This is a genomic window from Deltaproteobacteria bacterium (assembly GCA_016875225.1).
Taxonomy (GTDB): Bacteria; Myxococcota_A; UBA9160; order SZUA-336; family SZUA-336; genus VGRW01.
In genome coordinates this window covers 87,654-99,505 of sequence record VGRW01000004.1, presented here as the reverse complement: position 1 = coordinate 99,505, position 11,852 = coordinate 87,654, and the positions used below count along the sequence as shown (strand labels likewise).

Genomic DNA, 11,852 nt, shown 5'->3' with positions numbered 1-11,852 from the left:
GGGGTCCACGCACCTCCCCCTTCGAAAGGGGAGACGAGTCTCGCGTCAGCACCCGCTGCCCGAACTCGCGTTGGCTACACCGTAGCGCAACATCTATTTTGGGACCGCTTCTAGACTTCTTCCTTGGGGCGGAGGTAGCGCGAGAGCAGCGAGAAGAAGGTCTCGCTGCTCGACCGGCTTGGTCGCGAACGCGTCGCAGCCCGCCGCCAGGCAGCGGCCCCGCTCCGAGTGCAGCGCGTGGGCCGTGAGCGCGACGATCGAGCCGGTGTAGCCGCGGCTGCGCAGGATACGCGTCGCGGTGTAGCCATCCATGATCGGCATCTGCATGTCCATCAGGATCAGATCGAAATCCGTTCCGGCCTCGCGCGCGGCGAGCGCGCGCTCGACGCCCTGCTGGCCGTTCTCGCAGGTCGAGACCTCGAGCCCGAGCCTGGCGAGCAGGAGCCGAATCAGGCGCTGGTTGTCGGCGCCGTCCTCGACCAGGAGCACGCGTCCGCACAGGCGCGGCACGGCGACGCGCGGGGTGTCACCGCGCGGAGTGTCGGCGCTCTCCTCCGTGGGGCGCGTTCGCTCGACGCCCTCGATCGGCCCGGTCGGGAGCGAGACACGGACGGTCGTGCCGCGGCCCGGCTGGCTCTCGAACTCGATCGAGCCGTCCATGAGCTCGCAGAGGTGCTTCGAGATCGAGAGCCCGAGACCCGTGCCGCCGTAGCGCCGCGTGGTCGATCCGTCGGCCTGGCGGAACGGCTGGAACAGCCGCGCCCGATCCGCGCTCGAGATCCCGATTCCGGTGTCGGCCACCTCGAAGACGATCCGGGCGGCGCCCGCCGATTCGACCAGCGCGGCCGAGAGCCGCACGGAGCCGACCTCGGTGAACTTCAGACCGTTTCCCACCAGGTTGATCAGGACCTGGCGCACGCGCGTCGGGTCGCCCTCGATCCGGGTCGGTAGCTCGGTCTCGAACTCGACCCGGAACGGGATTCCCTTCGCCTCGGCGCGCACGCGCATCAGCCGCGCGACGTCGCGGACGATCGCGATCGGGGAGTACGAGACGCGCTCGAGCTCGAGCCGGCCGGACTCGATCTTGGAGTGGTCGAGGATGTCGTTCAGGAGCGTCAGCAGGTAGTCGCCGTTGCGCTGGATCGTGTTCAGCGCGTCGATCGTCTCGCGTGAAGCCGAAAGGTTCGTGGCCTGGTCGAGAAGCTCCTCGGTGAAACCGAGGATCGCCGTCATCGGCGTGCGGATCTCGTGGCTCACGTTGGCCAGGAACTCGCTCTTCACGCGCGTCGACTGCTCGGCGTGCAGCATCGCCTCGCGAAGCGCCGAGTTCGCCTCTTCGAGAACCTCGACGCGGCCCTGCTCCGTGCGCAGCGCCTTGCGCTCGGCGGCGTCGCGCGCGACGAGCGCGAGCTTGGCCTGCTGCGGAGCTTCGAGCCGGTGCAGGATCGCCAGCACCGGGAGTGCGGCGCCGCCGCTCCCGGCGAGCTTCAGCTCCCCCTCTCGCGATCGGCTCGCGCCGGCGGGGGCCGCACGGACCTCCGCGAGCATCTCCTGCCAGGCTCCGGCGAAGCCCGGCGCGAGCAGCGACTCGATCGGCTTCGCTTCGAGCGCTGCGCGGGAATGCCCGAGTCGCAGCTCTGCGGCCGCGTTCGCAGCGATGATCCGTTGCTCTTCATCCAGTGCGATGATGAGTTCGGACACCAGCGACAGTAGCGCCACGGCGTCGGACTGCAGACCCATACGCTGGGCATCGACCGCGGGCTCGCCTGCCTGAATCCCGGAGCGCCGGTATGCTAGCCGCGGCGGTCGGGGTCGGGGGGCAGCGGATGGAGCGCGAGGCGGGAGTTCCGGAGGGTGCCGAGCGCTCCGGCTTCGAGATCGCGCGCGAGCGCGCGGGCTTCGTGCTGGCGCCGCTGGTCTTCGCCGCGCTCTGGCTCGCGCCGCTCGAGCTCGCCCCGGAAGCGCACCGCCTGGCGGCGATCATGGGCGCGGTCGTCGTGCTCTGGGTCAGCGAGGCGATCCCGATGGCGATGACCGCGTTCCTCGGCGTCGCGTTCGCCGTGGTGCTCGGCGTCGCGCCCGCCTCGGTCGCCTTCGCGCCGTTCGCGGACCCGCTGATCTTCCTGTTCATCGGGACCTTCATGCTGGCGCAGGCGATCTTCTTCCACGGCCTCGACCGGCGCTTCGCGTTCGCGATCCTGGCGCTCCCCGGTGTCGGCGAGAGCCCCGGACGCGTGCTGGTGGCGTATGCCTGCGCGGCTGGCGCGATCTCGATGTGGATCAGCAACACCGCGACGGTGGCGATGATGTTCCCGATCGGGGTCGCGCTGCTCGGCGCGCTCGAGCGCCGCGCCGGCGCGAGCCTGCCGGCGAGCTTCGGCACGGCGCTTCTGCTCTCCAACGCATTCGCAGCGTCGATCGGGGGCCTGGCGACGCCGGTGGGCACGCCGCCGAATCTGATCGGGCTCGGCTTCATCCGCCGCGAGCTCGGCGTCGACCTGCCCTTCTTCTCCTGGATGTCGCTGGGGCTTCCGGTCGTGGCGCTGCTGATCTCGATCATGCTCGTCGACCTCGCGCGGGCGGGCACACCCCGGGGCCTGCGCCTGTCCGGCGCCGCGGAGCTGATCCGGGGCGAGCGCGCCGCGCTGGGCGCCTGGTCGCGCGGCGAGCGGAACACGCTGATCGCCTTCGCGGCCACGGTTCTGTTCTGGGTCCTGCCCGGGGCCGTCGCGCTCACCGCCGGGCAGGACTCGCCCGCGTACGGCTTTCTGGTCACGCACCTTCCCGAGGGCGTGGTCGCGCTGCTCGGCGCGGGGCTGCTCTTCGTGCTGCCGACGGATCTGCGTCGAAACGAGTTCACCCTGCCCTGGCGCCAGGCGCTCGCGATCGACTGGTGGATCGTGTTCCTCTACGGAGGCGGGATCGCGCTGGGCACGCTCGCGTTCAAGACGGGCCTGGCCGAGGCGCTCGGGCGCTCGCTCACCGACCTGCTCGGCGTGCAATCCGCCTTCGGGCTGATCGCGCTCTCGACCGCGTTCGCGACGGTGCTCTCCGAGACCACCAGCAACACCGCGTCGGCGAACATGGTCGTGCCGGTCGTGATCGCCTTCGCGCAGTCCGCCGGGATCGACCCGGTCCTGCCCGCGGTGGCCGCGACGCTCGGCGCGTCGCTCGGCTTCATGCTGCCGGTCTCTACCCCGTGCAACGCGATCGTCTACGGCTCGGGGCGGATTCCGCTGGCCCGGATGATCCGACACGGGATCGTGTTGGACCTGGCCGGGATCGCCGTGATCGTCGCCGTCGTGAGCCTGCTCGGCCCGTGGATCCTCGGCCGCTAGATGCGAACCGTCAGGCAGTCAGGCTCGACGCGACGTTTCCGAGCCCCTGGTCGAATCTGCACTCGATCTGATCGCCCGCGTCGATCGGCACCATGCGCACGAACGACCCGGTGAGGATCGTCTGGCCCGGCTCGAACACGACTCCGAACTCGCCGAGCTTGTTCGCGAGCCAGGCGACGGACGTGACCGGGTTGCCCAGCACCGCGGACGCCTCGCCCTGCTGCAGGACCTCGCCGTTCTTGAACAGCGCGCCGCGCACGCGGCGGATGTCGATCTGATCCAGCCGGCGCGGATTCGCGCCGAGCACGGCCGCGCCGCAGGCGGCGAGATCGGCGACGGTGTCGATGATGTTGAAGCCCGGCCCGCGCGCCACGCGGAAGTCGACGATCTCGATCGCAGGCAGCACGAAATCCGTCGCGCGAAGCACGTCGACGGGCAGCACGCCCGGCCCCGCGAGCCGCTCCTTCATGACGAAGGCGATCTCCATCTCGACCATCGGCGAGAGAAAGCGCGAGCGCGGGATCGGCGTGTCCTCGGGAAGGAAGAGGTCGTCGGTCATCGCGCTGAAGTCGGGCTCGCTCGACCCGGCCAGCTGCTGCATGGGCTTGGAGGTGAGGCCCACCTTGTAGCCCTTGATCCTCCGTCCGGCCTCGACCCTGCGCCGGATGAACGCTTCCTGGATCCGGTACGCGTCTTCGATCTCGATCTCGGGATAGGCGCCCGTGAGGCGCGGCACGGGCTTGCCGGTCCGGTGCGCCTCGTGCAGCTCGTCCGCGATCCTGGCTCGCGTGGCGTCGTCCAGCATCAGCGCTTCTCCCTCGAGATCTTCTCGCGCACCGCGGCAAGGCTCGCCGCGCTCGACGTCGCCAGCGCAACGCTGTCCGTCGTGACCGAGACCATGCGGAATCCCTGCTCCACCCGGCGTGGCGCCACGACCGCGTTCGAGAGCACGGCGGCGACCTTGCCGGCCTTTCGCGTGGCGTCGAGCACGCGCGCGATGGCGGCGTCGAACTCGGGCTTTCCGTCGTTGTCGCCGGGTGGCAGGCCGAGCGCGACCGAAAGGTCGAACGGGCCCAGGAACACCGCGTCGACACCGGGCACCGCCACGATCTCCTCCACGTGGGCCAGCGCCTCTGCGGTCTCGATCATCGGGATCACGGCGACTCGGGAGTTGGCCGTGGCGAAGTAGCCGCCGCCGTCCCGCGTGCCGACGCGGATCGGGCCGAAGCTGCGGCGCCCCAGAGGCGGATACAGACAGGCGTCGACCGTCCGGCGCGCGTCGTCGGCGGTCTGGATCATCGGCACGAGAATTCCCAGCGCGCCGGCGTCGAGCATGCGGCCGATGATGCCCGGCTCGTTCCAGGGCACACGGACGATCGCGGGCACGCCCGCGAGGTCCGCGGCGCGGATCATGTCGAGCGCGCCGGTGTAGTCCATGCAGCCGTGCTGCATGTCGACCAGGACCCAATCGAAGCCGAGCCGACCTACGGTCTCGACGCCGAGCGCGCCCGGCATCATGCACCAGGCGCCGAGCGTGACTTCGCCGGCCGCCCAGCGGGGCTTCAGCGAGGGCGTCGAGCCCGCCGTCATCGTCGTTCTCCTTCGGGTCGAATCCGGTCAGGTCACGCGCACGCCGCGCGCCATCAAGAGCTTTCCGGAGCGCACCAGCTCCGCCAGCTTGAAGGGACGCAGCAGATCGACGAAGGCGTCGAGCTTCTCGCTCGGGCCGTGCACCTGCAGAATCAGCGAGTCCGAGCCGTAGTCGACCACCTTGGCCTTGAAGTGCTCCGCGACCTGCAGGATCTGCGTGCGGCTGTCGAGCGGCGCGAAGAGCTTCACCAGCGCGATCTCGGTCTCGTAGCTCTCGTCGCCTGTGTGGTCGATCGCGTGCACCACGTCGACGAGCTTGGCGAGCTGCTTGATGATCTGGTCCAGATCCTCGGCGTCCCCCGAGCAGACGATCGTCATGCGCGAGAAGCGCCCCTCGGCGCCGGCCGAGACCACCAGGCTCTCGATGTTGAAGCCGCGGCGCGAGAACACCAGGCACACGCGCACCAGCACGCCGGGCTTGTTGTTCACGAACAGAGAGATCGTGTGCAGCGGGAGTCGCGGCGCCGGGGACGGCGCCGGCGCGAGCGCGGGAGCGGCCATCTCAGGTGCTCCCCGACGGCTTCTCGAGCCGGTGCTTGGGCTTCTCGATCAACATCTCCGAGAGCGACGCGCCGGCGGGGATCATCGGGAACACGTTGTCCTCCTTCACCACCTCGGCGACGACCACGCACGGCCCCTTGTCCCAGGCGTGCGCCTCGCGCAGGATGCGGTCGACGTCGGCCGGGCGGCGGATCCGCAGGCCTTTGGCGCCGTAGGCCTGTGCGAGCTTCACGAAGTCCGGGTTTCCCTCGAGATCCGCGCCGGAGAGGCGGTTGTCGTAGAACATCTCCTGCCACTGCCGGATCATGCCCAGGTAGTTGTTGTTGATGATCAGGCACTTCACCGGGAGCTTGTTCACGCAGGCGGTCGCGAGCTCCGAGCAGGTCATCTGGAAGCCGCCGTCGCCCACGATCGCCCACACCTTCTTGTGTGGCTGCGCGAACTGCGCGCCGATCGCCGCCGGGAAGCCGAAGCCCATCGTGCCCGCTCCCCCGCTGGAGAGCCAGGCGCGGTTGCTACGCGTCAGGCAGAACTGCGCCGCCCACATCTGGTGCTGGCCGACGTCGGTGGTCAGGATCGAGTCGCCCTTGGTGACCGCGTTCAGCCGGTCGAGCACGTGCTGCGCGCGCAATCCCCCCTGTTTGGGGTACTTGAGCGGGAATTGCTTGCGCCAGCGCACGATCTGCGCCAGCCACTCCGCGGTGTCGGCCATCTCGACCTGCGGCACCAGATCCTCGATCACCAGCCGCGCGTCCCCGTGGATCGACACGTCGGGCCGGATGATCTTGCCGAACTCCGCCGCGTCGATGTCGACGTGGATCTTCACCGCGCGGCGGCAGAAATCCGTGACGCGCCCGGTGATGCGGTCGTCCCAGCGGCCGCCGATCGCCATGATCAGGTCGCAGTCGACCACCGCCTTGTTCGCGTAGGCGGTGCCGTGCATGCCGAACATGCCGAGGTTCAGCGGGTGGGTCTCGTCGACCGCTCCCTTGCCGAGGAGCGTGTTGACCACCGGCGCGCGCAGCTTCTCGGCGAGCGCGGTGATCGCCTTGCCGGCGTCGGAGATCACCGCGCCGTGGCCGACGTAGAGCACCGGCCGCTTCGCCTCGCGCAGGTAGCGCGCCGCCTCGGCGATGCGCTCGGGATCGCCCCGACCCGGAACGGTGTAGCCCGGCAGATCGAGCGCGTCGGTGAACGCTGCGGTGCACGGCCCCTGACCGATGTCCTTGGGCACGTCGATCAGCACCGGTCCGGGCCGGCCGGAGGTCGCGATGTGGAACGCCTCGCGGATCACGCGCGGGATCTCGTCGGCGCTCTTGATCAGATAGGAGTGCTTCACCACCGGGTAGGTGATGCCGGTGACGTCCGCCTCCTGGAACGCGTCCTTGCCGAGCATGGGCGAGATGGTCTGCCCGCTGATCACGATCAGCGGCGCCGAGTCCATCTGCGCGGTGAGCACCCCCGTGACGGTGTTGGTCGCGCCCGGGCCCGAGGTCACCAGCACCACGCCCGGCCGGCCGGTCGCGCGCGCGTACCCGTCGGCCATGTGCGTGCCGCCCTGTTCGTGGCGAACCAGGATCAGCTTGATCTTGGAGTCGGACAAAGCGTCGAAGATCGGTAGGGCCGCTCCGCCGGAGAGGCCAAAGATGTACTCGACCCCCTCTCTTTCGAGGCACCGGACGATCATCTCCCCGCCGGTAGGGATCTTCTTGCTCAAACTTGGTCTCCCGTGGCCCTGCGGTCGCAGTGCGCTCTCTCGAACTTTGAGATTCGAGCGGCCAAATTACCTCGACTTGCGTCAAATTGCCAAGAACTTCGCAGTTGACCGGAGAACTTTGCTTCGACTACGGTTCCGGATCTCGAAACACAGGCATCCAGGAGGCGAAAATGGCCGCTCGATTCCAGGGGAAGGTCGGAATTCTCACCGGAGCGGCCTCCGGGATCGGGGCCGCGACGGCCCGCCGCCTGGCCGGCGAGGGCGCGCGGCTGATCCTCGCGGACATCAACCGCGACGCGGGCGCGGCGCTGGTGAAGGACCTGGGCGGCGAGAGCGATCGGGTCGGCTTCGCGCCCTGCGACGTCCGCGATCCGGCGCAGGTCGCGGCGCTCGTGGCCGGTGCGGAGCGCCGCTTCGGCCGGCTGGACCTGCTCTTCAACAACGCCGGAGCGGCGGCCTTCGGAACCACCACCGAGATCGAGCCCTCCGCGTGGCGCGACCTGTTCGAGCTGAACGTGCACTCGATCTTCTCGGCCTGCCGATCCGCGATCCCGCTGATGAAGCGCGGCGGCGGCGGCGCGATCGTGAACACCGCCTCGATCTCTGGCCTGTTCGCCGACTACTCGATCCCCGCCTACAACGCGACCAAGGGCGCGGTGGTGAACCTGACCCGGTCGCTCGCGGTCGACCACGCGCGCGACGGCATCCGCGTGAACGCGGTCTGCCCGGGCCCGATCGACACGCCGCTGATCGCGGGGCTCAAAGCCGTTCCCGCGATCATCGACGAGTACGAGCGCCTGATCCCCGCAGGCCGCATCGGCCGGCCCGAGGAGATCGCCGCCGCGGTCGCGTTCCTGCTCTCCGACGACGCGTCCTACGTCTCGGGCGCGATGCTGGTCGTCGACGGCGCGCTCACTGCGCACACCGGGCAGCCGAACTTCCGGCGCGCGATCGAGGCGCTGCAGGCCGCGTCGGCCGTCGAGCCGGGCTGACGAGGCTCGCGGCCTGCCGCTAGGATTCGCGCATGGCCGACTTCACCTACCAGCCGATCTTCGAGCACGGTCACGACGAGACGCCGTACCGCAAGCTCACGAGCCAGCACGTCTCGATCCAACGCTTCGCCGACCGCGACGTGCTCGCCGTCGAGCCCGAGGCGCTCGCGCTGCTCGCGCGCGAGGCACTCGACGACGTCTCTCACCTGCTCCGACCCGGCCACCTGGCACAGCTCGCGAAGATCCTCGCGGACCCGGAGGCGAGCGAGAACGATCGCTTCGTCGCGCTCGAGCTGCTGATCAACGCGAACATCGCCGCGGGCCGCGTGCTGCCGAGCTGCCAGGACACCGGCACCGCGATCGTGATGGCGTACAAGGGCCAGCAGGTCTGGACGCGCGGCGACGACGCCGAGCCGCTCTCGCGCGGGATCTTCGAGGCGTACCAGCTGCGCAACCTGCGCTACTCGCAGATGGCGCCGCTCGACATGTACACGGAGAAGAACACCGGCACGAACCTGCCCGCGCAGATCGACCTCTACGCCGAGCCGGGAGACGAGTACCGCTTCCTGTTCATGGCCAAGGGCGGAGGCTCCGCGAACAAGACCTTCCTGTACCAAGAGACGAAGGCGCTGCTGAACCCCGCGTCGCTGACCAAATTCGTGTCCGAGAAGATCCGCTCGCTCGGCACCTCGGCCTGCCCGCCGTACCACCTGGCGCTGGTGATCGGCGGCACCTCGGCCGAGCAGACGCTGAAGACCGTGAAGCTCGCCTCGGCGCGCTACCTCGACGACCTGCCGACGCGCGGGAACGAGCTCGGGCGCGCATTCCGCGACCTGGCGCTCGAGGAGCAGGTGCAGAAGCTCTGCAACGAGACGGGAATCGGAGCGCAGTTCGGCGGCAAGTACTTCGCGCACGACGTGCGCGTGATCCGCCTGCCGCGACACGGCGCGTCGTGCCCGGTCGGGCTCGGCGTCTCGTGCTCGGCCGACCGCCAGATCCTGGGCAAGATCAATCGCGACGGCGTCTTCCTCGAGCAGCTCGAGACGAACCCCGCGAAGTATCTGCCCGAAGTGACCGACGACGAGCTCGGCGGCGAGGTCGTGAAGATCGACCTGCGTAGGCCCATGCGCGAGATCCTGGCCGAGCTCTCGCGACACCCGGTCGGAACCCGGCTCTCGCTCTCGGGGCCGATGATCGTCGCGCGCGACATCGCGCACGCGAAGCTGAAGGAGCGACTCGACTCCGGCGCCGGCCTGCCGCAGTACGTGAAGGACCACATGGTCTACTACGCCGGCCCCGCCAAGCAGCCGAAGGGCCGCGCGTCCGGCTCGTTCGGACCGACGACCGCGGGCCGCATGGACTCCTACGTCGACCTGTTCCAGAGCCAGGGCGGGAGCATGGTGATGCTCGCCAAGGGCAACCGAGGCAAGCAGGTCCGCGACGCGTGCGCGAAGTGGGGCGGCTTCTACCTGGGCTCGATCGGCGGCCCGGCCGCGCGTCTCGCCGACCACTCGATCAAGAAGGTGAGCGTGCAGGAGTACGAGGAGCTCGGCATGGAGGCGATCTGGAAGATCGAGGTCGAGGACTTCCCCGCGTTCATCGTCACCGACGACAAGGGCAACGACTTCTACGCGGGCCTGCTCGAGAGCAAGCCCGCCCCCGTGCTGCAGATCTCCGGGAACTCGTGAACGCCTGGGAGATCCGGAGCGACGGGGGCATCGGCGCGCTGGTCGCGTGCGAGCGGCCGGCGCTGGCGCCGGGGCCGCGCGAGCTTCTGGTGCGCGTGCGCGCGGTCTCGCTCAACTACCGCGACCTGCTGCACGTGCTCGGCTACGCGGACCGCGACCGCTGGCCGCTCGTGCCCTGCTCCGACGGAGCGGGCGAGGTGGTCGCGGTCGGGCGCGACGTGACACGCTTCCGTGTCGGGGACCGGGTCGCCGGCACGTTCTTCCAGGGCTGGGACGCGGGGCCGATCACGGCCGAGGCGATGGAGACCGCGCTCGGCGGGCGGCTCCAGGGCATGCTGGCCGAGCACGCGCTTCTGCGCGAGGAGGGCGCTGTGCCGCTGCTTCCCGGCTGGAGCTTCGAGCAGGCCGCGACGCTGCCGTGCGCGGCGCTCACCGCCTGGAACGCGCTGGTCGCGCAGGGCCGGCTCGCGGCGGGCGAGACGGTGCTGGTGCTGGGCACGGGCGGCGTGTCGCTCTTCGCGCTGCAGATCGCGAAGCTGCACGGCGCGCGCGTGATCGTCACCTCGAGCAGCGACGAGAAGCTGGCCCGGGCCCGCGCGCTCGGCGCCGACGCGACCGTGAACTACCGCGCGCAGCCGGACTGGGAGCAGCGAGTGCTCGAGCTCACCGACGGTCGCGGCGTGGATCACGTGGTCGAGGTCGGCGGCGCGGGCACGCTCGAGAAGTCGCTGATCGCCGCGAGCCACGGCGGAAGCGTGTGGCTGATCGGCGTGCTGACCGGCTTCCAGGGCAAGGTGAATCCGCTGAACGCGCTGCAGAAGAGCCTGCGCGTGCAGGGCATCTACGTGGGCAGCGCGGAGATGTTCCGCGCCATGAACGCCGCGTTCGGCGCGAACCGGCTCGAGCCCGTGATCGACCGCGTGTTCGCCTTCGCGGACGCCCCCGACGCGTTCCGCGCCATGCAGGCCGCGGGGCACTTCGGCAAGCTCGTGGTCCGTGTCGACTAGCGCTTCCGCCCTGCCCTTCACCGCCCCGGCCCTGCTCGCGCCCATGGAGGGCGTCACCGAGCCGTGTTTCCGCGACCTGGTGCTGGCTCGCAACCCGGCCGACGCGCTGGGCGGAGCCTTCACCGAGTTCGTGCGCATCAGCGTGTCGGCGATCCCGCGCTCGGTCGTGCGTCGCCACCTCGGCCCCACGCGATTCGCGCAGCCGGTCGGACTGCAGCTCATGGGAAACGACCTCGCGCACCTCGCCGAGACCGCGCGCAACGCCGTCGACGCGGGCGCGCCGCTCGTCGACCTGAACTTCGGCTGCCCCGCGAAGCGGGCGATCTCGGGCTGCGCCGGCTCGGCGCTGCTCCGCGACCCCGCGGCGATCGAGCGCATCGTCGCCGCCGTCGCAACCGCGGTGCGCGTGCCCGTCACCGCGAAGCTTCGCGCCGGCTTCGACGACGCCGCGCGCGTCGAGGACCTGGCGCGCGCCGTCGAGGCCGGCGGCGCGGCCCTGCTCACGCTGCACTGCCGAACCCGCGCCGAGGCGTACTGCGACGCGGTCGACTGGACGCGCATCGCGCGCGCGGTGCGCGCGGTGTCGATCCCCGTGTGCGGAAACGGCGGCATCACGAGCTTCGCCGAGCTCGAGCGCATGCGCCGCGAGAGCGGCGCGAGCTTCGCGATGGTCGGGCGCGGGGCGCTGGCCGACCCGTGGATCTTCAGCGGCCGGCGCGTCTCGCGCGGCGAGGCCGCGCGCTTCCTGCTCGAGTACGCCGACACCCTGCGCGCCCGGCGCTCCTGGCCGGCGAGCACGATCGCTTCGCGCCTGAAGCAGCTGCTGCGCTACTGGACCGCGGGCGGCCTCGTGCCGGACGCGGCGACACGCGCCGGCTACCTGCGCGAGCGCGACGGCGATGCACTGCTCGCGCGGCTCGGCCGGCTCGCTCTCGAAGTCTGACGCATCCGTCCTATGC

10 protein-coding genes are annotated in these 11,852 nt (G+C 70.3%); 5 read left to right on the top strand and 5 right to left on the bottom strand.

Annotated elements, in window-relative coordinates; all coding sequences use genetic code 11:
* Positions 1–93: 93 nt before the first annotated feature.
* On the bottom strand, positions 94–1,740 hold the full coding sequence (locus tag FJ108_02300; protein MBM4334732.1) for a response regulator: 1,647 nt from the start codon (positions 1,738–1,740) through the stop codon (positions 94–96).
* A gap of 50 nt (positions 1,741–1,790) precedes the next feature.
* On the opposite strand from FJ108_02300, the gene FJ108_02295 reads away from it, so the two are divergent.
* The gene (locus FJ108_02295; protein MBM4334731.1) at positions 1,791–3,338 is read left to right on the top strand and encodes a DASS family sodium-coupled anion symporter; all 1,548 of its coding nucleotides are present in this window, start codon (positions 1,791–1,793) and stop codon (positions 3,336–3,338) included.
* A gap of 10 nt (positions 3,339–3,348) precedes the next feature.
* On the opposite strand, the gene FJ108_02290 is transcribed toward FJ108_02295, so the two are convergent.
* The 4 genes from FJ108_02290 to ilvB are packed head-to-tail and all read right to left on the bottom strand — an operon-like array spanning position 3,349 to position 7,176.
* Entirely contained in the window at positions 3,349–4,143 is a 795-nt protein-coding gene (locus FJ108_02290) for a 4-oxalocrotonate decarboxylase (GenBank protein MBM4334730.1), read from the bottom strand.
* On the bottom strand, positions 4,143–4,928 hold the full coding sequence (locus FJ108_02285; protein ID MBM4334729.1) for an aldolase: 786 nt from the start codon (positions 4,926–4,928) through the stop codon (positions 4,143–4,145). The genes FJ108_02290 and FJ108_02285 overlap by 1 nt, the downstream gene beginning before the upstream one ends.
* 27 nt (positions 4,929–4,955) lie before the next feature.
* Positions 4,956–5,489 (bottom strand): acetolactate synthase small subunit, encoded by a 534-nt coding sequence (ilvN, locus tag FJ108_02280; GenBank protein MBM4334728.1) that lies wholly within the window; start codon positions 5,487–5,489, stop codon positions 4,956–4,958.
* 1 nt (position 5,490) lies between these two features.
* Complete coding sequence (gene ilvB, locus FJ108_02275; GenBank protein ID MBM4334727.1) at positions 5,491–7,176, bottom strand: biosynthetic-type acetolactate synthase large subunit; 1,686 nt, start codon at positions 7,174–7,176, stop codon at positions 5,491–5,493.
* A 200-nt stretch (positions 7,177–7,376) separates the two neighbouring features.
* Between ilvB and FJ108_02270 the strand changes: the two genes are divergently transcribed.
* The 4 genes from FJ108_02270 to FJ108_02255 are packed head-to-tail and all read left to right on the top strand — an operon-like array spanning position 7,377 to position 11,836.
* Complete coding sequence (locus tag FJ108_02270; protein MBM4334726.1) at positions 7,377–8,198, top strand: SDR family oxidoreductase; 822 nt, start codon at positions 7,377–7,379, stop codon at positions 8,196–8,198.
* A 32-nt stretch (positions 8,199–8,230) separates the two neighbouring features.
* The gene (locus tag FJ108_02265; protein MBM4334725.1) at positions 8,231–9,886 is read left to right on the top strand and encodes a fumarate hydratase; all 1,656 of its coding nucleotides are present in this window, start codon (positions 8,231–8,233) and stop codon (positions 9,884–9,886) included.
* A complete protein-coding gene (locus FJ108_02260; protein MBM4334724.1) occupies positions 9,883–10,893 on the top strand; it encodes an NAD(P)-dependent alcohol dehydrogenase in 1,011 nt (336 codons plus the stop codon). The genes FJ108_02265 and FJ108_02260 overlap by 4 nt, the downstream gene beginning before the upstream one ends.
* Positions 10,883–11,836 (top strand): tRNA-dihydrouridine synthase family protein, encoded by a 954-nt coding sequence (locus FJ108_02255; GenBank protein ID MBM4334723.1) that lies wholly within the window; start codon positions 10,883–10,885, stop codon positions 11,834–11,836. The genes FJ108_02260 and FJ108_02255 overlap by 11 nt, the downstream gene beginning before the upstream one ends.
* Positions 11,837–11,852 lie beyond the last annotated feature (16 nt).

Coding starts and splice junctions, on each gene's coding strand:
- FJ108_02300 (MBM4334732.1), bottom strand. CDS start 1,740: ATGGGTCTGCAGTCCGACGCCGTGGCGCTACTGTCGCTGGTGTCCGAA.
- FJ108_02295 (MBM4334731.1), top strand. CDS start 1,791: ATGCTAGCCGCGGCGGTCGGGGTCGGGGGGCAGCGGATGGAGCGCGAG.
- FJ108_02290 (MBM4334730.1), bottom strand. CDS start 4,143: ATGCTGGACGACGCCACGCGAGCCAGGATCGCGGACGAGCTGCACGAG.
- FJ108_02285 (MBM4334729.1), bottom strand. CDS start 4,928: ATGACGGCGGGCTCGACGCCCTCGCTGAAGCCCCGCTGGGCGGCCGGC.
- ilvN (MBM4334728.1), bottom strand. CDS start 5,489: ATGGCCGCTCCCGCGCTCGCGCCGGCGCCGTCCCCGGCGCCGCGACTC.
- ilvB (MBM4334727.1), bottom strand. CDS start 7,176: ATGATCGTCCGGTGCCTCGAAAGAGAGGGGGTCGAGTACATCTTTGGC.
- FJ108_02270 (MBM4334726.1), top strand. CDS start 7,377: ATGGCCGCTCGATTCCAGGGGAAGGTCGGAATTCTCACCGGAGCGGCC.
- FJ108_02265 (MBM4334725.1), top strand. CDS start 8,231: ATGGCCGACTTCACCTACCAGCCGATCTTCGAGCACGGTCACGACGAG.